The organism is Scandinavium manionii, assembly GCF_024764775.1.
GTDB lineage: Bacteria > Pseudomonadota > Gammaproteobacteria > Enterobacterales > Enterobacteriaceae > Scandinavium > Scandinavium manionii.
On the sequence record NZ_JALIGC010000035.1, the window covers coordinates 264,491 to 284,438 of the forward strand.

Here is a 19,948-nt window from a genome sequence, read left to right on the forward strand (position 1 = left end):
CGGCCTCAGAATAAATCGCTGCGAGATTTCAGCAGGTTTTCGACGTCTTTATCGACCTTGATGTGGATCTCATGTTCGATTTTGACATTCATATTGATGGTTATCGGCTCCTTGGGGGCCGCGACCTCAATGCGCGGCGTACAGCCGCTGAGGCTAAAGGCCGCCAGCCCGCTCAGCATGGCGATTTTCACTTTCATTATTGCTCCTTACAGTCCTTGCCTGCCCGGCAGCGCGGGTCGGGAAGGACCGCGTTTTGCTCAAGCCATGCCTGAAGATTGTCGCCAAAGCGCAAACTGCGCCAAAGATCGAACACATTCTCTTCATGGGTATAGTTTAAATTCACGGTGCTACTTTTGCCGTCCACCCGGCTGATGCCAGTCACAGTAGATTTCAGCGTCAGCAGGCCGAGATTATCGAGATTGATTTTGGTCCATGAACGGGAGATTTCCATATAGCGCAGCCAGTTAATCGCCACACCCGCGACCATATTATCTTCCACCACCGCATCGGCGGTGTCTTTATCAATACGCAGCGTCATCGGGCCGGGGTTAGTCAGCCAGCCATCTTTGATTATCCATTTTTCATTGTCGAGCCACAGCGGCAGCGCCCCGCTCACCGGGCCTGACATCGTAAACTGCTTTGGATTCACCGCGCTGATAAGCTCGCTGGAGGAGATATTCTGCACTCGCAGCAGCGCCGGGTCGTGCTGCGGCATTCGCAGCTGTAGCATCGAAAGCTTGCCGCCCAGAACGTCGACGTTCACGTCACTGAGCATCAGCGGGTTGCGTTCGTCCCACGGATAGCTGCCCTGTAAATCAGCCGTAAAATTGCTGGCCGTCACCTGGTTGACGATTTCACCAATGCGCAGAGACACCGGACCGCGTGTGCCCAGCTCCCAGGCACCTTCGCTGAAGCGAAACGGCAGAACAAAGTCGATGCCGTTGAATTGGTTGTCCGTCATCCAGGCGCTTCCGCCTTTCAAAACGCCATGCCCACCGGCTTCAAATCCCTGCCCGGCTGCAGCGGAAAACGCCACCTGGGCGTACAACGTGCCGTCGCGCAGATTCATTTTCCAGTCGGGTGGAACCAGCGGCTGGAACACTTTCAGCGACTGTTTCGGCCACCAGGCCTCGCCGCGCAGACGTTCGCCGTCCCAGCGCCCGTTAAGGCGGATCGGGCCAATGTCCGCCGCGTGAAGATCGCCCTTAAACTGGAACCAGGTCGGGTCGCGCCCGTCTACGCTGAATTTGAGCGTTGACGGCGGTAAAACGCTGCCGCCGCTGAACAGTGTTTCGCCCGCATCAAGGGAAAGCGCCCCGGTCAGCGACGGGTGTTGCTCGTTGCGGATCCAGTGAATCGGCTTTTCGAGCACCAGCCGCGGCTGGCTGACATTCATGGTGCCGTACTGCAGTTTGTCGAAGCCCGTCGACAGGCTGTTAAGCACGATAGAGCTGTCGCGCCATTCCCCGTCGCCTTTCATATCCCAGCGCGCCTGCATTGGCGTGAAATGTCCGTCGCCCCAGTAATGCCAGCGCCAGCTGCCTTTATCGGGCAGAAAATTATTAGCCTGACCATCGAGGTGCAGGACAAAATCACCCATTTCCTGCTCATGGGCGCGCAGGATCGCCTGTAGACGCCCATCAACGCCCTGACTGCTGATATGCACGCCCGCCAATGGCCAGCGGATTTCATCAATATTCAGGGAATCTATAATACGACCGCGCGAGCGCAGTAATGAGCCAGGCGCAAAGCTGAGTGTTGGGTCGGTTAACGGGCCGCTGAGCTGGGCCGAAAGAATCGCGTACAGCACCAGATCGTCGTATTTCGCTTCACCGGTCAGCTGCAACGGCATGGCGCTATGGTCCATACTCAATGTGCCCGGCCCGATGGTCAGCACGGCGTTACCCTTCCCGGCATCGCCTTGCGTCAGCACGTTGAGCCGCCCTGAAATCTGCATCTTATCGATGCCCTGCTGCCAGTTATCGATTTTTAAGCCGACGCGTCCGCTCAGCGGAACGCCATCCTGCCACGGCCAGTTCCAGCGGCCATCGCTGATCGTCAGCCGTTCGCGGGTCAGCTCCCATGGCAAATCAAGCAGTGGCTCTGTATTACCGCGCTCCATCATGACCAGTTGGCCCTGGTTTTCATGCCACTCAAGTTCGGCATCTACCAGCGCGGAGGGATTTGGCATCTGGAAGGTGGTGACCGCATGGCCGCTTACGGGCAAACCGTCCGGCACCAGCGGCATGGTGAATTCGCCAACCAGTTTAATCGGGGGTTCGTCAGCCTGAACTTTTGCTTCAAAGCGGTTGACGGTCAGCTGCTGTCCTTTCAGGTTGGCCTGTAAATGCACCCCATCTCCGTTGTAGGCCAGCGTTTGCATTGATGGGGTCAATGATATCGCCAGTGTCCCCTGCCATTTTTCCCATGGCGACAGGCGTAACTGATCGATAGTCAGCCAACTGTTCGGCAGCATGGATTGCCACTCGGCAAGACTGCGCGGCGCGCCAGGCGTCGGCGTGCTTTCGGGAAGCTTACTCAGGCAGGTGGAATTCATGTCGAGTTGGCCCACGTGCACGCGCCAACGACCAGGGTGTGACAGCTCGAGATCGTGAACCTCTGCAAGTTGGCAGTCCCCCACCAGATAACGCAATTCAGGTACAAGCACCGAATTGCGGGTTAAACGGGGGCTTTTCTCTATGGCGATTCGCGTACCGGCCGGAAGCCAGATACCCGCGAGCCTCGGCACCCAGTGCGTCAACGTCAGCAGAAGTGTCAGCGGCAGGAGGATCAGTAACAGCAGTAGCGCAATCGTGGCTTTCCAGGTACCCTTCATGGGCTGTTAACATCCTGATTCTGTGTAATTAAAAGCCGAAGTGGCGCATATTGTGGCATGTTTAGCCCACCTGTTAAAGTCACCGTCAGGTTTAAGCATAGATGGTGTGTTTTGCACCTTCCTGAAAATCCATCAAACCTCTGCACGTTATGCTCTACACTCTTTGTTATAACCTGATGATTAAACTAATTTTTAAAATTTGTATGATTATTTTAAATATGCTACCGTGACGTTAATATCACTGGAGAAAAGTCTTATGAAAATCGCAGTTTACAGCACAAAGCAGTACGATAAAAAGTACATGCTAGATGTTAATGATGCATTTGGCTTTGAACTTGAATTTTTCGACTTCCTTTTAAACGAAAAGACCGCCAAAACGGCGCACGGCTGTGAAGCCGTCTGCATTTTCGTCAATGACGACGGCAGCCGCCCGGTTCTGGAAGAGCTGAAAAAACAAGGCGTGAAGTATATCGCCCTGCGCTGTGCGGGCTTTAATAACGTCGATCTCGATGCGGCTAAAGAGCTGGGTCTGCATGTGGTTCGCGTGCCAGCCTATTCACCAGAAGCGGTCGCGGAACATGCCATCGGGCTGATGATGTCGCTGAATCGTCGTATTCACCGCGCCTATCAACGCACCCGCGATGCCAACTTCTCGCTGGAAGGCCTGTGCGGTTTCACCATGCACGGTAAAACGGCGGGCGTGATCGGTACCGGTAAAATCGGTGTCGCAACGCTGCGTATTCTGAAAGGCTTCGGCATGAAACTGCTGGCGTTCGACCCGTATCCAAGTGACGCAGCACTGGAACTCGGCGTGGAATATGTTGACCTGCCGACGCTGTTTTCACAGTCGGACGTCATTTCCCTGCACTGTCCACTGACCCCAGAAAACTACCACCTACTGGACCACAGCGCGTTCGAGCAGATGAAAGATGGCGTGATGGTCATTAACACCAGCCGCGGCGGGCTTATTGACTCGCAGGCCGCCATCGAAGCGCTGAAAAACCAGAAAATCGGCGCGCTGGGAATGGACGTATATGAGAATGAACGCGATCTGTTCTTTGAAGATAAATCTAACGATGTTATCCAGGATGACGTGTTCCGCCGCCTGTCGGCCTGTCACAACGTGCTGTTCACCGGCCACCAGGCATTCCTGACCGCCGAAGCGCTGACCAGCATTTCGCAGACCACGCTGGAAAACCTGCGTCAAATCGATAATGGCGAAAGCACACCGAACGCGCTGGTTTAACCATTCTTGCTCCCCGGCCACGGGGAGCACTTTCAGACAATCTCCACTCACCCCCACCGCAATAAAGTGTCATTCTGATTTTGTATTATTTATTTGGTGAATATTTAATGGGCACTATTAAAATGACCGTCGCGCTGCTTGCGGCCGGAATGATGTTGGCAGGCTGTGTATCGACCAGCGCTGTGACCACTCAACCGGAGCAACTACAGCATCATCGTTTTGTGCTGGAAAGCGTGAATGGGACGGATGTCACCAGCCAGAAGCTGCTGGAGCTGAGTTTTGGTGAGGATATGCATATCTCCGCCAACATGTGTAACCAGTTTACCGGTGAAGGAAAGCTTTCTGACGGCGATTTGACCGTGCAAAAGCTCGCGATAACACGAATGCTGTGCACAGATCCGCAGCTCAATAAGTTGGACAGTACACTCAAAACCATGCTGCGGGATGGCGTGCAGGTAGACTTGACCGAAGACCAGTTAACGCTGGCAACGTCTAATGATTCGCTGGTTTATAAGCTCGCCGACCTGATGAACTAATTAGTAGCTGGCGCAGGACCCGGTTGCAAGAGACTGCTCACTGCATCGCTTGCCGTTGGGTAATGCGCACATCCCAATAGCAGAACCGTCCAGCTGACGGGCAACCGATAATGCGCCGCCGACCATCGCACAGTTTGCCTGACCTGAGTCTGACATTGCTGCCCGCATACCCGGCGTGACGTGGGCCGCTGTGGCCTGTTGTTCTGGTTCACTGCTGCATGCTGATAATAACAGTGCTGCACACCCTACCCAAAAAGCTGCTCGCATTCTCTTCTTTCCCCTGTCAAATACGGTTCGCAAAACCTGTTCATAATAGGCAGCAAGCGCCCTGCCGTCGAGAGACGAGGCGCGCATTTCGGTGTTCTGAAACATTTTCTGCCAATTTAATGCCGTCAGAATTGATCTGCACAACGTCCAAACGCCCCCAAGGACACAAAAGCAAAAATGGCTTTCCCGGTGCTTTGCTAAAATGAAGAGATAACTACAGGACACGTCGACGTATCACGGGTCCCTTTTTCTTGCGCAATGTAAGGGTGTCATAAATGATTACAACCGATGGTAATGGCGCGTGCGCCTCGGTGGCGTTTCGCACCAGTGAAGTTATCGCCATCTACCCCATCACGCCAAGCTCAACCATGGCGGAACAGGCCGATGCCTGGGCGGGAAATGGGCTGAAGAATGTGTGGGGCGACGTCCCACGTGTCGTGGAGATGCAGTCTGAGGCCGGGGCGATCGCCGCGGTTCACGGTGCTTTACAGACCGGTGCCCTCTCCACCTCGTTTACCTCATCCCAGGGATTGTTGCTGATGATCCCGACGTTGTACAAACTGGCCGGCCAATTGACGCCATTTGTGCTGCACGTCGCCGCGCGTACCGTCGCGACCCACGCGCTGTCTATTTTTGGCGATCATTCCGATGTGATGGCCGTGCGTCAGACCGGCTGTGCGATGCTCAGCGCGGCTAACGTACAGGAAGCGCAGGATTTTGCGTTGATTTCGCATATCGCGACCCTCAAAAGCCGGGTGCCATTCATTCATTTCTTTGATGGTTTCCGCACGTCGCATGAGATCAACAAAATCGTGCCGCTGGCCGACGACACCATTCGCAATCTGCTGCCGCAGGCCGAAATCGACGCACACCGCACCCGCGCACTGAACCCGGAGCATCCGGTGATTCGCGGCACGTCTGCTAATCCGGATACCTGGTTCCAGTCTCGCGAAGCGACCAACCCGTGGTATGACGCGGTTTACAGCCATGTTGAACAGGCGATGAATGATTTCGCGAACGCCACCGGCCGCCAGTATAAGCCGTTTGAATACTACGGCCATCCGCAGGCCGAACGCGTTATCGTACTTATGGGCTCGGCGATTGGCACCTGCGAAGAAGTGGTTGATGAACTGCTGACCCGCGGAGAAAAGGTCGGTGTGCTGAAAGTGCGTCTGTATCGCCCGTTCTCAACCGCTCATCTGCTGGCAGAGATCCCGCAAAGCGTGAAAACGCTGGCGGTGATGGATCGCACCAAAGAGCCTGGCGCTCACGCCGAACCGCTGTATCTGGATGTAATGACCGCCCTGGCGGAAGCCTTTAACAGCGGCGAGCGCGAAACGCTGCCACGCGTCATTGGTGGCCGCTACGGTCTGTCCTCGAAAGAGTTTGGCCCAGACTGTGTGCTGGCTGTTTTTAATGAGCTGAGCGCCGCCAAGCCGAAGCCACGTTTTACCGTCGGTATTTACGACGACGTGACCAATTTATCCCTGCCGCTTCCGGAAAACACCCTGCCCTCGACCGCGAAGCTCGAAGCCCTGTTTTATGGGCTGGGCAGCGACGGCAGCGTGTCGGCGACTAAGAACAATATCAAGATCATTGGCAACTCCACGCCATGGTACGCCCAGGGCTATTTCGTGTATGACTCGAAAAAAGCCGGTGGTTTGACGGTGTCGCATCTGCGCGTTTCTGAGCAGCCGGTACGCTCGGCGTATCTGGTGTCACAAGCAGATTTTGTGGGCTGTCACCAGCTGCAGTTCATCGACAAATATCAGATGGCCGAGCGCCTGAAGCCGGGTGGGATTTTCCTGCTCAACACGCCTTACAGCGTTGAGGAAGTGTGGTCTCGCCTGCCGCGTGAAGTTCAGGCCGTTCTGAATCAGAAGCAGGCCCGTTTTTATATCGTCAATGCGGCGAAAATCGCCCGTGAATGCGGCCTGGCGGCGCGCATCAACACCGTGATGCAAATGGCGTTCTTCCAGCTGACGCAAATTCTGCCGGGCGACAGCGCGCTGATTGAACTGCAGGGCGCTATTGCCAAAAGCTACAGCAGCAAAGGTCAGGAGCTGGTCGAACGCAACTGGCAGGCGCTGGCGATGGCGCGCGAACTGTTGGCCGAAGTGGAGCTGCAGCCGGTCGATACCAACAGTCCAAATCGCCCACCGGTGGTTTCCGATGCCGCGCCCGATTTTGTCAAAACCGTGACCGCCGCGATGCTGGCCGGGCTTGGCGATGCGCTGCCAGTTTCCGCGTTGCCGCCAGACGGTACCTGGCCTGTCGGCACCACGCGCTGGGAAAAACGCAATATCGCCGAAGAAATTCCAATCTGGAAAGAAGACCTTTGCACCCAGTGTAACCACTGCGTCGCGGCTTGCCCGCATTCTGCCATTCGCGCCAAAGTGGTTTCACCAGAGGATATGGAAAACGCGCCAGCGAGCCTGCATTCCCTGGACGTAAAATCCCGCGATATGCGCGGCCAGAAATATGTGCTGCAAGTCGCACCGGAAGACTGCACCGGCTGTAACCTGTGCGTGGAAGTCTGCCCGGCGAAAGACCGTCAGGATCCAGGTATCAAAGCCATCAATATGATGTCGCGCCTGGATCACGTTGAAGAAGAGAAAGTGAATTATGACTTCTTCCTCGACCTGCCGGAAATCGACAGAACCAAACTGGAACGTATCGATATCCGTACTTCGCAGCTGATCACGCCGCTGTTTGAATACTCCGGTGCCTGCTCCGGTTGCGGTGAAACACCGTACATCAAGCTGCTGACTCAGCTGTATGGTGACCGAATGATGATCGCCAACGCCACCGGTTGTTCGTCTATTTATGGCGGCAACCTGCCCTCAACGCCATATACCACCGACATTAATGGTCGCGGCCCGGCATGGGCGAACTCACTGTTCGAAGACAACGCCGAATTCGGACTGGGCTTCCGTTTATCGGTCGATCAGCACCGCCAACGCGTGATGCGCCTGCTCGAAACGTTCACGGATAAACTACCGGCTGAGCTGAACGAGGCGCTGCACGCCGAAGCCACACCTGAAGAACGCCGTGAACAGGTCGCGTCGTTACGCCAGCATTTACAGGGCGTGGACGGCGCGACGGAACTGCTCACCGACGCTGACGCGCTGGTGGAGAAATCCATCTGGCTGATTGGTGGCGATGGCTGGGCCTACGATATCGGCTTTGGTGGTCTTGACCACGTTCTGAGTCTGACCGAAAACGTTAATATTCTGGTGCTGGATACGCAGTGTTATTCCAATACTGGCGGTCAGGCTTCGAAATCAACGCCGCTCGGCGCAGTCACCAAATTCGGCGAGCACGGGAAGCGTAAATCGCGCAAAGATTTGGGCGTGAGCATGATGATGTACGGGCACGTCTACGTGGCGCAAATCTCGCTCGGCGCGCAGCTTAACCAGACGGTGAAAGCCATTCAGGAAGCAGAAGCGTATCCCGGACCGTCGCTTATCATTGCCTATAGTCCGTGTGAGGAACATGGCTACGATTTGGCTCTGAGCCATGATCAGATGCGTCAGCTCACCGCTACCGGCTTCTGGCCACTGTATCGCTTTGATCCGCGTCGTGCTGATGAAGGTAAACTGCCGCTGGCACTGGATTCGCGTCCACCGTCAGATGCCCTCGCCGACACGCTGATGAAAGAGCAGCGTTTCCGTCGTCTGAACGCGCAGCAGCCTGAGGTTGCCGAACAGCTGTGGAAAGACGCCGCAGCCGATTTGCAAAAACGCTACGATTTTCTTGCGCAAATGGCAGGCAAGGCGGAAAAGTCATCCAGTGATTAATTATCACCCGCAATCCAAAAATAAATAAAAAAAAGCCCGAACATCTGTTCGGGCTTGTCACTTTAATATTGACTAATATAGAAATCACATAACGACACACAGCAACGTCTCAATTTGTGTGGCAAATTAGGCATATAACGGCGCCATAATAGATCGATTTACTTCCTCTGTATAATTCCCACCATCAATGACTCCACACCATTCATTCACCAAACGAATCAAGATTTCAGTCGTATTATTTTATTTAGATTTTACTTATATCGTAACAATTGAGGCTTACCTTCTTTAGATATCTCTACATTAGCATGGCCTTACTTCCCGTAAGGAAGGCAGAGTATAAAAACAGCTTAAAGGATTATTAAAATGAAAAGAAAAGTACTGGCACTCGTAATCCCTGCGTTATTAACTGCAGGCGCAGTTCACGCAGCAGAAATTTATAACAAAGATGGCAACAAACTTGATCTGTACGGCAAAGTTGATGGCCTGCACTACTTCTCCGATGACAGCAGTGCTGACGGCGATCAGACCTACATCCGTATGGGCTTCAAAGGCGAAACTCAGATTACCGACCAGCTGACCGGTTACGGCCAGTGGGAATATAACGTTCAGGCGAACAACACTGAAGGCTCCAGCGATCAGGCATGGACTCGTCTGGCGTTTGCAGGCCTGAAATTCGGCGACTACGGTTCATTCGACTACGGTCGTAACTACGGCGTACTGTACGACATTGAAGGCTGGACCGATATGCTGCCAGAGTTCGGCGGCGACTCTTACTCTAAAGCCGACAACTACATGACCAACCGTGCTAACGGCGTGGCAACCTACCGTAACAGCGATTTCTTCGGTCTGGTTGATGGTCTGAACTTCGCGCTGCAGTATCAGGGTAAAAACGAAAACCCAGGTTCTGGCGAAGGCACCAACAACGGTGACCGTAGCTATCGTAACGCGAACGGTGACGGTTTCGGTATCTCCACCACCTACGACATCGGCGCAGGCTTCAGCGCTGGTGCTGCGTACACCACTTCCGATCGTACCAACGACCAGGTTAACTATGGTCGTGGCGACACTATGGATGCAGGCGGCGAGAAAGCTGAAGCATGGACTGCCGGTCTGAAATATGATGCGAACAACATCTACCTGGCAACCATGTATTCTGAAACTCGTAACATGACTTCCTATGGTAGTGCTGGCAAGTCTTACGCTAATCGCCCAGACGAAGACGGCGGTATCGCAAACAAAACTCAGAACTTTGAAATCACCGCACAGTACCAGTTCGACTTCGGTCTGCGTCCGGCGGTTTCTTACCTGCAGTCTAAAGGTAAGGGTCTGAACTCTTCCTACGGCGACGACAAAGATCTGGTTAAATATGTTGATGTGGGCGCGACCTACTACTTCAACAAAAACATGTCCACCTATGTTGATTACAAAATCAACCTGCTGGATAACGACGACCAGTTCTACAAAGACAACGGCGTGAACACCGACGACGTTGTAGCATTGGGCCTGGTTTACCAGTTCTAATATAGTCGAAGCTTGTTGTAATAAACCCGCCATTATCGGCGGGTTTTTTTACGCCTGAAAAACACAATCAGAAATCACGTTGAGGCTGAGAATGAACTTAACCGGCCCCTATTCTTCCCGACAAATGACAGAAGTTTGTCTTGTGAGTTCACTTTATTATCCCATTGAGAAAGAAACGACCATCTAAAATGTAACAATGAGGGATAAGTTCAATCTTTTTTCTACCGCACAATATGGATAAAAATGAGTGTCGTCCGGTTGTTTATTGCTCACTTTCAGCCTACTGCAACAAACCCGGAACTGATTTTTTAATGCCATCCGTTTTTCTTCCGGTTTTACTATTCTACAGTGAATTCATCACAACAGGAGATGAAATCATGAACAGTGTCCACACCTGGCTTCGCAATCTCAAAGCTGCCTGGCTGCAAGAACCGACGGGTAGCAATCACCTTGGTCCGTTGTATCTGACCCCAGCGCAACGCTACGCGCTGCTGAAAGAACTAATGATGCCCATCAGCGAAATCAAAAAACCCGGCAAGTAAACGCATTGCGACATAAATCACGCTGGTATTCGGCGCTGTAATCCGTACCATACACGCCAGACTTTCGCCAGGGCAGCAGCAGATTATTGCTACAATCCATCAATGATCCCGGTGTTCGTCAGTGCTCCTGACGCTGGCTGCCATTTACCTACGACCAGAGCCATCATTACATGTCGCAAAATCAAGAAACGAGCAAGAAAGACCAGTACAACCTGAACAAACTTCAAAAGCGCCTGCGTCGTAACGTGGGCGAAGCCATTGCCGACTACAACATGATTGAAGAAGGCGATCGCATTATGGTGTGCCTGTCCGGCGGCAAGGACAGCTACACGATGCTGGAAATTTTGCGCAATCTGCAGCAGAGCGCGCCGGTGAACTTCAGCCTGATCGCGGTTAACCTCGATCAGAAGCAGCCGGGCTTCCCGGAACACATTCTTCCGGCTTATCTCGAGACGCTCGGCGTTGAGTATAAGATTGTCGAAGAGAACACCTACGGCATCGTGAAAGAGAAGATCCCGGAAGGCAAAACCACCTGCTCGCTGTGCTCACGTCTGCGCCGCGGCATTCTTTACCGCACAGCCACGGAGCTTGGCGCGACTAAAATCGCCCTCGGCCATCACCGCGATGATATCCTGCAGACGCTGTTCCTGAACATGTTCTACGGCGGAAAAATGAAAGGGATGCCGCCGAAGCTGATGAGCGACGACGGAAAGCACATTGTCATTCGCCCGCTGGCCTATTGCCGCGAGAAAGACATCGAACGTTTCGCCGAAGCGAAAGCGTATCCGATCATTCCGTGCAACCTCTGTGGCTCCCAACCTAACCTGCAACGTCAGGTGATTGGCGATATGCTGCGCGACTGGGACAAACGTTATCCCGGCCGTATCGAAACCATGTTTAGCGCGATGCAAAACGTGGTGCCTTCGCATCTGTGCGATACCGACATGTTTGACTTTAAAGGTCTGAAACACGGCGCAGAAGTCGTGAACGGCGGCGATTTGGCGTTCGACAGAGAAGAAATCCCGTTACAGCCTGCTGGCTGGCAGCCGGAAGATGAAGAAACGGATATTCTCGCTAACCGTCTCGATATTGTCGAAATCAAGTAAGCGCCACACTCGATGATTAAGCCCTCTTCGCGAGGGCTTTTTTACGTCCGATGACTAGCCAAACGGCGGCGGATCGATAATCGGATGCGGATCTGGATCGCCTGGCGGATCGGGCAGCGGCTGTGGTCGTGGAATGGGGTCAGGCACCGGCACGGGATCGGTGGGAATCGGATCGCTGAGTCGCCACGTCATTTTTGCCTCCAGTTCTTTGGGTGTTCCTTAAGGGTAGTTGTTCTGGAGTGTGAGGCAAAAAAAAGCCGACTTATCTAAGTCGGCGTCGTACGAATCAATTTGTGCTATGCAGTAATTCAAAAAAGGAAGTAAGACAATATGGAGCGCAACGCCCATCGCTTGACGTTGCATTCACCTGCGAGAAAGATATTGCCCTGAATAGGTAGAGCGTTTATTGACCTCGCTCAAATTTGGCGGCGTTTTTAGGGGCATAAGTTGTCATAAAGCCTATTTTTTACAACCATTTACTGCGGTGTAACCACCACGTAACACCACCAATGAGCACCACCAGCCCGATACAGAACAGCGAAAAGCCGAAATGCCAACCTCCGCCCGGAATGCCGCCGAGGTTAACGCCAAACAACCCCGTCAGGAATGTGCTCGGCAGAAACACCATCGCCATCAGTGACATGGTATAGGTTCGGCGTGATAAAGATTCCTGCATCACCTGTGCGATTTCGTCGGTCATCACCCCTGTTCGGGCGATACAGGCGTCAATTTCATCCAGCCCACGGCCAAGTCGGTCAGAGATATCCTGCATTCTGCGGCGCTGATCATCATTCATCCACGGGAAACGCTCACTTGCTAAGCGCGCAAAGACGTCTCGCTGTGGCGCCATATAGCGGCGCATCACAATCAGTTGTTTGCGCAGCAGAGCCAGAAAGCCGCGCGGGGGAATTTGCTGATCGAGCAGATTATCTTCGAGGTCGATGATTTTGTCGTGCAGCTCCTCGATGAATTCACTGGCGTGATCGGTCAGGGCATCGCAGACATCTACCAGCCAGCCGCCGCAATCAGTGGGGCCGGTACCCTCTTCCAGATCTTTTACCACGTCGTCCAGCGCCAGCACTTTACGCTGGCGCGTCGACACAATCAGGCGCTCGTCCATATACAGACGCATCGCTACAAGCTGGTCCGGTCGCTCATCAGTGCTGCCGTTGATACAGCGCAGCGTAATCAGCGTTCCTTCGCCCATACGCGTCACGCGAGGGCGAAGGCTGTCGCCTGCCAGCGCATCGCGCACGCTGTTTGGCAGCAGCGGCGTGGTTGCCAGCCATTCTGCGCTATCGGGATGGGTGTAGTTGAGGTGCAGCCAGCACGGGTTTTCTTTATCAATAGTTCTGTCATCATCCAACGGGATAACCCCGCCTTTTCCGTCCAGCATCCAGGCAAAAACCGCATCAGGTACGTTCACTTCGGCTCCCTTAATGGCTTCCACAACGCCTCCATTAATCTTCTGAATGTGCAATGAAGTCTAGCCTCGCGAGGACAATACGCAAAATGCCGCCCCGGCATCGCACTGAATTCGTTCATGAAAGCCGAATTATCTGGCAGGCCGCTGCGCTGCGCAATGTGCAAATCGTTAACAAGAATGAAATATCGGGAGCGCGAAATAAAACGGGCCTGCCAGAGCAGACCCGTTAAGCGAGAATCATATGCGGTTAAAACGAGTGCCAGTAGTTCCGGTCATTGCCGGTTGCCGCCGCAGGCACTGGCTGTGGCGTTATCGCCGGAGCGACCGACGCTGGCGCATCGTTGCCAAGGCGGAAATTCCGTGTCCGGGTCTGCAATTCCACGACCTGATGTTTTAAGACATCTGACGAGCCGGCTAATTCCTCTACCACCGCAGCGTTACTCTGCGTCACTTTTTCCAGTTCAGATAAAGCCTGCGCTATTTGTTCAATTCCTTTTTCCTGTTGCAGCGTCGAGGAGGAAATTTGCTCCATCAGATTACTCAATAATCCGGAGCCAGAAACAATCTCCTGCATATTCTTCTCGGCTTCGGCAACAATACTGGCCCCCTGGGTCACGTTATCGCTGGTAACGCTGATCAGGGTTTTAATATTTTTCGCTGCCTCGGCGCTGCGATGAGCCAGATTTCGCACTTCACCGGCCACCACCGAGAATCCTTTTCCGTGGTCGCCCGCCCGTGCTGCTTCTACCGCTGCATTAAGTGCCAGAATATTGGTCTGGAACGCAATGCCGTCAATCAGGCTAATAATTTCCGTCATTTGACGGGCGCAGTCGGTAATAGACTGCATATTGGTCGCCACCTCCCCCATCAATTCGCCGCCTTTACGAGCACAGAGCGTAGCATCGCCCGCACGCCCGCTGGCAAGACGGGTATTTTCCGCATTGTTTTTGGTGCTGGCGGCGATCTCTTCCATGCTGGACGCGGTCTGCATCAGGGTTGCAGACTGTTGCTCTGATGTCACCGAGAGTTCTGCGCTGCGGTTCGCCAGTTGCTCAGATAAGGTCATCGCGGTTTGCGACGATGCACGTATCTCCGATACCAGCGTTGAAATATTCGTCGACAGACTATTAATGCCTGGAATTAATCGCCCTGCACAGTTATTACCAAACTCAGGGATATACACCGATAAATTACCTGACGTGACTTCATCAATGCTGCGTTTTACCGCATTAATTGGCGTCACCAGATATTTAGTCATATAAAGCCACAATAGCGTTATTGCCACCAGCCATGAAATATTAAATATGACCATTATCGCTACACTCGCGGACAACAGAACGAAAAAAATATCGATACTGAAGAAAACCACCAGTAAAAACATCAATATGAATGTTCTGACACTAATATTTCTTAACATAATCAGACTCACAGAGATACTCCGAGGGATGATATGGTTATAGCAGTTGCTTTCGCCATTTCAATATAATTCCCATTGCAAATTAATATTCACGGTTAAAGATGGTGAGTTTGACTTTGGCAAATGATTTATCTGACACGCAACCACCCTTCCAGGTTTTTATTCTGAAAATCAACATCTCATGTCAACAATGCGATGGTTTATCGCCCATGCAGCCTCACAAATCGCATTTCATTTTACTGGCGCTATATGGCGTTTAAGTAATACTTAAGTCTTAGTCTGTTTTCTGCGCGATATTTTTTACCTTTCAGTAAAAAATCAAAAGCGCAGATTCAATCAAAAGAAATACGGCATTTCTTCTCCTTTATTTCATTGGCATCACCTGAGGATTTGCTGTTACATTACTTTAACAATCTTAAAAAGAAGTGGATTGCATGATGCTGTACGTTTCGTGGGACCCGGTTCTGGTCGGTATTTCCTTTTTAGTCGCCTTTATTGCGTCATTTGTGGCGCTGGACAGTGCGGCAAAGATTGCCGCCTCCAATAAAAAAGCTGCCCTTTTCTGGCGACTTGCCGGCGGTTCAACGCTGGGAATTGGGATCTGGTCTATGCATTTTATCGGCATGCTGGCGATGAAAATGCCGATGATGATGCATTATGATTTTGCGATAACCGCGGTGTCATTACTGGTGGCAGTCGTTGCAGCGACTTTATCTATCAATATTGCCGTTAACGGCAATGTGTTATCTCTCAAACGCCTGTGCCTCGCCACCGCCATTCTCAGCAGTGGTGTGGTTGTCATGCACTACGTCGGCATGGCCGCGCTGATGATGCATGACAACATTCGCTGGAATTACGGCCTGGTGGCGCTCTCGATAATCATCGCCATTGTCGCCTCCGGAGTCGGCCTGTGGCTGGCGTTCAGCCTGCGCCTCAACAGCAAAGGTGCATTGATTAATCGTATGACCGCAGCAGTTGTGATGGGCATCGCCATCGCCGCCATGCACTACACCGGCATGAGTGCCGCAGAATTCGAAGATCAGGGCCACAATATGTCCATGGTCGGTGGCGTGAGCGAGCTCGGGCTGTCCATTTGGGTGTCGGCCACAACCCTGGCTATTCTTGGCGTGATGCTGATAATCTCGATGGTCGATTCGCAACTGCGAACTAATCGTCTTACTGAGAATCTGCAGCAGCTCAACCAACAGCTTGAGCAGCAGGCGCGTTTTGACGGACTGACGGGTCTGGCGAACCGCAGCCAGATTGATTTACGTCTCGAAGCCTGCCTGCAGCAATCACAGGTGACTCAGTCGCCGTTTGCTTTGATTTTTATGGATCTGGACCGTTTCAAACTGGTCAATGACGCATGGGGGCATCACGTCGGTGATCACCTTCTGGTGTCCGTCGCCAACCGCATCAGCGCCTGCCTTTCACCGAAAATGACCCTCGCCCGCCTGGGCGGAGATGAGTTTATTTTACTGGTTCCTGACGCCACACCGGGCGACGTCGAAGATTTAGTGGCGCGCATGGTGGAGTGCGTTCGCCGTCCGTTTTACGAGGCCGGGCAAATTCTGCAAGTGTCGCTGAGCGCCGGCGTCAGCCTGTTCCCTCAGCACGGTAAAACGTTGCAGGAGTTGAAGCTGCGTGCCGATACCGCGATGTACAACATTAAGCAGCAGGGCCGAAACGGCTGGGCGATTTACCATCCTGATATGGTGCAAAAAGCCTGGGAAGGCGCTGAGTTTCTGCAAGATCTCACTCAGGCGCTGGAGCGCGATCAGTTCGAGCTGTGGTATCAGCCAAAGTATCACGCAGGAAATAAAAGTATTCACGGCTTCGAAGCGCTGCTGCGCTGGCGTCATCCGGCGAAGGGCATCCTGCTGCCGGAAGTGTTCCTGTCAACCCTGGAAAATAGCGGGCTTATCATTCCTGTGGGCTATTGGGTTATTGACCAGGCCTGCATGCAGCTGCGCCAGTGGGACGATCAGGGCCATCAGGACTGGAGTCTGTCAATTAACCTTTCTGCGGCGCAGTTTGAGCAATTCGATATTTACGACACCATTTGCGGAGCGCTGGCACGGCACGCCGTGTCGCCGTCGCGCCTGACCATTGAGCTGACCGAAAGCACCGCCCTGCGCAATCTTGAGCGCAGCATCGACATTCTTAACGACTTCAACCGGATAGGCATCACCGTTTCAATCGATGATTTCGGCACCGGTTACTCGAACATGCTGACCCTGAAAAACCTGCCAGCGCGGGAGCTGAAAATAGATAAAAGTTTCGTGCGCGATATTCGCGACAACAGCAAGAACGTCAAAATTGTCGCCACTATTATTGATATCGCCCATTCGATGAACATGAATGTGGTGGCCGAAGGTATCGAAACGCAGGATCAGCAGCAACTATTAACCAGCCTCGGCTGTGGCTATTTACAAGGATTTTTATTCTCCCAAGCCCTGCCGGTAAAAGAGATCCCGCAGTTGCTTGCGAAAATCGACAGTGCGAAAAACATCACCGTCGCGCCCATCGTCACGGCGGTGCAAAAAAAACAGGCGTGAAACCGCAGATGCATTATGTTTAATACGTGCCGGTGGCGGAGTGACATTCGCCCAGGGAGATAATGCAATGTTGCCCGCGGTTTGTCCGCTTATTATCACCTGACCACGCCGCTTTGGGTGGTGGATCCGCTTGATGAGCGTTTAATTTTTGCCAACCACGCCACGCAAGCGCTGACGGGGGAAAGCTCTTTATCAGCCCTGCGATTCGGGCCGCTTTCTGCCTGTACGCAAACGCGGCTGTCGCTGTATCTCAATGACCTTCAGCATCAGCATGAAATCGTCGAAATCTGGACGCTGGCGTCCACTGCAGGTGAATTAGCGCGGCACTGTCGGCTGACGTTAGCCACTTTTCCTGGCCTGGCGCCTGTCATCCTGTTTGAAGGGGCGAACATTCCTCATGCGGCAACAGAAAATATCGATGAGCATTTTAAACGCGTCGATAAAGCGCTTTATCAGGCCAAACATCACGGCCGCAGCAGAGTTCTGGTGGCATAAAAAAACCGCCCATTGTGAAGTGAACCCCATTTGTGGGCACATTACTTCACGCAGACGGTTTTGTTGTACGTTGGCGTCAATGGTGCTTGTATTCACCGGCGCTATGCTGAGGCCCGATTCGCCCGGCTTCCACCAGGATCTCTTCTATTAATTCCTCAAGACACTCTTTCCCATGCTTATCGCACACCAAATGCACTTGCCTGAAAATTTCTTCTGCCTTCATACCATCGCACAGTGCGGATTTCAGCATGATCGCGGCCCATCGTTTTGCTTCAGAATGCGTCAACATATCCCCTCCTGATACAGGATATCTACTAAGCATAGTTCGCGCACGCTGCGTTATCCATATTCAAAGAGTGGTTATTTATCCTGAAAAAAGCCCGACATATTCACGCCGGGCTCGAAGCGATTCAGAGGAATCAATGCTTGATGATGTACATTGTGCGGCTGTACGCCACATCTTCCGGGTTATCGATTGGATAGCCCTTCAGCCACGGTTTAATCAGACGCCCGTTGGTGTACTGATAAATCGGCGCAATCGGAGCCTGAGCCGCAATGATTTTCTCGGCTTCGTTATAGTCGTCATTACGCGCTTTATCGGTCGTTTCCAGCGTCGCCTTGTTGATAACTTTGTCGTACGCCGGATCGTTAAAGCGAGAAATGTTCCCGCTGTGCGTGGAGGTCAGCAGCGACAGGAAGGTTGACGGTTCGTTGTAATCACCCACCCAGGACGCGCGGATCACGTCAAAGTTGCCGGTGTTGCGGCTATCGATGTAGGTTTTCCACTCCTGGTTTTGCAGCTTCACATCAACGCCCAGATTTTTCTTCCACATCGACGCTACCGCGATGGCGATTTTCTGGTGGTTTTCAGAGGTGTTGTACAGCAGTGTCAGTTTCAGCGGACGCCCCGGTCCATAGCCAGCGGCAGTTAGCAGCGTTTTAGCCTGCGCATTCAGCTCTTCCTGACTCATTTTTTCCGCGGCGGTTGGCTGCGGCGTAAAGCCCGACGTCACGTCCGGGGTAAAGTGCCAGGCGGGTTTCTCGCCGGTGCCGAGCACTTTATCCGCCATGATGCGACGGTCAATGGTCATGCTCAACGCCAGACGCACGCGAGAATCCGCGGTTGGCCCCTTTTGAGTGTTAAACGCGTAGTAGTACGTCCCCAACTGCGGCGGCGTATACACCTGGCCTGGAATGTCTTTCAGCAACTGCTTGTACTGATTTTTTGGGAACGATTCGGTGATATCGATATCGCCCGCCAGATAGCGTTTAGTGGCGTTCGATTCCTGATTAATCGGCACAAACGTCACCTGCTTGATGACGGTTTTAGCGTTATCCCAGTAGTTTGCGTTTGGCACAACCACCAGCTTTTCATTCACCACGCGCTCTTTCAGCACGTAGGCGCCGTTACCGATCAGCTTGCCAGGGCGGGTCCAGTTCGGATCGCTTTCGACGTTGGCTTTTTGCACTGGATAAAGAGAGAAGTTGGCGGTCAGGTTCACAAACCACGGCAACGGTTTATCCAGCTGAACACGCAGGGTTTTAGCATCGACTGCTGTCACGCCGAGCTTATCCGGCGTCGCTTTGCCATCGATAATATCCTGCGCATGGGTAATACCCGCCAGAGCGGCGAACCAGGCAAACGGCGACGTCGTTTTAGGGTCAACCAGACGCTGCCAGCTGTAAACAAAGTCTTGTGCGGTTACCGGCGTGCCATCGGACCATTTCGCGTCATCGCGCAAAGTGAATGTCCAGGTGCGGTTATCGTTGGTCTGCCATTTGGTCGCCACACCCGGAGTAATATTGCCCTTACCGTCCTGGTTCACCAGGCCTTCAAACAGGTCGCGGATCACCTGAATTTCCGGTAACCCTACCGCCTTCGCCGGATCCAGCGACGCAGGCTCATCTTTGATGTGACGAACCAGCACCTGCTGCTGCGCCAGAACGGTTCCCGGCGGAACGTCGGCCGCAAAGGAAAGAGAAGAAACGCCACTCAGCGCCAGCGCAAAACAGATAGACGATACAGGAAACTTCATGGGATCCCCTTGTTCCAATAAACTCAGCCAACTTAGTCGGGTAATTATTTGTTTCAACAGGAGGAATTGCAAACGACTTGTGGCAATAAATTGAAGGAGATGGCGAAAAGGTGTCAGAAACGCTGCCATTGCAGCCCTGAGAATGAATCCAACCTTGATGGT

General features: G+C 53.0%; 16 protein-coding genes. 8 read left to right on the top strand and 8 right to left on the bottom strand.

Annotated features, from left to right (window positions below; genetic code table 11):
• Positions 1 to 5: 5 nt before the first annotated feature.
• Positions 6 to 197: a YnbE family lipoprotein gene (locus MUU51_RS07485; protein ID WP_159774648.1), complete on the bottom strand. Its 192-nt coding sequence runs from the start codon at positions 195 to 197 to the stop codon at positions 6 to 8.
• On the bottom strand, positions 197 to 2,836 hold the full coding sequence (locus tag MUU51_RS07490) for a YdbH family protein (RefSeq protein WP_258967504.1): 2,640 nt from the start codon (positions 2,834 to 2,836) through the stop codon (positions 197 to 199). Before MUU51_RS07490 ends, MUU51_RS07485 begins: the two co-directional genes overlap by 1 nt.
• Before the next feature lie 256 nt (positions 2,837 to 3,092).
• On the opposite strand from MUU51_RS07490, the gene MUU51_RS07495 reads away from it, so the two are divergent.
• Complete coding sequence (locus tag MUU51_RS07495) at positions 3,093 to 4,082, top strand: 2-hydroxyacid dehydrogenase (protein ID WP_159774644.1); 990 nt, start codon at positions 3,093 to 3,095, stop codon at positions 4,080 to 4,082.
• 116 nt (positions 4,083 to 4,198) lie between these two features.
• Entirely contained in the window at positions 4,199 to 4,618 is a 420-nt protein-coding gene (hslJ, locus tag MUU51_RS07500; protein WP_374684593.1) for a heat shock protein HslJ, read from the top strand.
• Here the strand turns inward: hslJ and MUU51_RS07505 are convergent, their stop codons facing one another.
• Positions 4,619 to 4,885, bottom strand: a complete 267-nt coding sequence (locus tag MUU51_RS07505) for a putative hemolysin (RefSeq protein WP_159758936.1) — start codon at positions 4,883 to 4,885, stop codon at positions 4,619 to 4,621.
• A gap of 275 nt (positions 4,886 to 5,160) precedes the next feature.
• Between MUU51_RS07505 and nifJ the strand changes: the two genes are divergently transcribed.
• The 4 genes from nifJ to ttcA all read left to right on the top strand — a co-directional run bounded on the left by nifJ (position 5,161) and on the right by ttcA (position 11,854).
• On the top strand, positions 5,161 to 8,685 hold the full coding sequence (gene nifJ / locus MUU51_RS07510; protein ID WP_258967505.1) for a pyruvate:ferredoxin (flavodoxin) oxidoreductase: 3,525 nt from the start codon (positions 5,161 to 5,163) through the stop codon (positions 8,683 to 8,685).
• A gap of 363 nt (positions 8,686 to 9,048) precedes the next feature.
• Complete coding sequence (gene ompC, locus MUU51_RS07515) at positions 9,049 to 10,206, top strand: porin OmpC (RefSeq protein WP_159774637.1); 1,158 nt, start codon at positions 9,049 to 9,051, stop codon at positions 10,204 to 10,206.
• Between the two features lie 377 nt (positions 10,207 to 10,583).
• Positions 10,584 to 10,748, top strand: coding sequence for a hypothetical protein (locus MUU51_RS07520; RefSeq protein ID WP_258967506.1), 165 nt, complete (start codon positions 10,584 to 10,586; stop codon positions 10,746 to 10,748).
• 170 nt (positions 10,749 to 10,918) lie between these two features.
• Positions 10,919 to 11,854, top strand: a complete 936-nt coding sequence (gene ttcA / locus MUU51_RS07525; protein WP_258967507.1) for a tRNA 2-thiocytidine(32) synthetase TtcA — start codon at positions 10,919 to 10,921, stop codon at positions 11,852 to 11,854.
• A gap of 54 nt (positions 11,855 to 11,908) precedes the next feature.
• Here ttcA and ynaL read toward each other — a convergent pair whose 3' ends face one another.
• The 3 genes from ynaL to MUU51_RS07540 all read right to left on the bottom strand — a co-directional run bounded on the left by ynaL (position 11,909) and on the right by MUU51_RS07540 (position 14,697).
• Positions 11,909 to 12,046, bottom strand: a complete 138-nt coding sequence (gene ynaL / locus MUU51_RS07530; RefSeq protein WP_159774631.1) for a proline-rich small protein YnaL — start codon at positions 12,044 to 12,046, stop codon at positions 11,909 to 11,911.
• A gap of 274 nt (positions 12,047 to 12,320) precedes the next feature.
• Complete coding sequence (gene zntB / locus MUU51_RS07535; protein ID WP_159774628.1) at positions 12,321 to 13,304, bottom strand: zinc transporter ZntB; 984 nt, start codon at positions 13,302 to 13,304, stop codon at positions 12,321 to 12,323.
• A 223-nt stretch (positions 13,305 to 13,527) separates the two neighbouring features.
• Entirely contained in the window at positions 13,528 to 14,697 is a 1,170-nt protein-coding gene (locus MUU51_RS07540; RefSeq protein WP_258967508.1) for a methyl-accepting chemotaxis protein, read from the bottom strand.
• Between the two features lie 437 nt (positions 14,698 to 15,134).
• Here MUU51_RS07540 and MUU51_RS07545 point away from each other — a divergent pair, with 437 nt between their 5' ends.
• Entirely contained in the window at positions 15,135 to 17,255 is a 2,121-nt protein-coding gene (locus MUU51_RS07545; RefSeq protein WP_258967543.1) for a putative bifunctional diguanylate cyclase/phosphodiesterase, read from the top strand.
• 81 nt (positions 17,256 to 17,336) lie between these two features.
• The gene (locus tag MUU51_RS07550; RefSeq protein WP_258967509.1) at positions 17,337 to 17,750 is read left to right on the top strand and encodes a nucleotidyl cyclase domain-containing protein; all 414 of its coding nucleotides are present in this window, start codon (positions 17,337 to 17,339) and stop codon (positions 17,748 to 17,750) included.
• A gap of 76 nt (positions 17,751 to 17,826) precedes the next feature.
• Here MUU51_RS07550 and MUU51_RS07555 read toward each other — a convergent pair whose 3' ends face one another.
• On the bottom strand, positions 17,827 to 18,039 hold the full coding sequence (locus tag MUU51_RS07555; RefSeq protein WP_258967510.1) for a hypothetical protein: 213 nt from the start codon (positions 18,037 to 18,039) through the stop codon (positions 17,827 to 17,829).
• Positions 18,040 to 18,169: 130 nt separating this feature from the next.
• Entirely contained in the window at positions 18,170 to 19,786 is a 1,617-nt protein-coding gene (locus tag MUU51_RS07560) for a peptide ABC transporter substrate-binding protein (RefSeq protein ID WP_159774620.1), read from the bottom strand.
• Positions 19,787 to 19,948 lie beyond the last annotated feature (162 nt).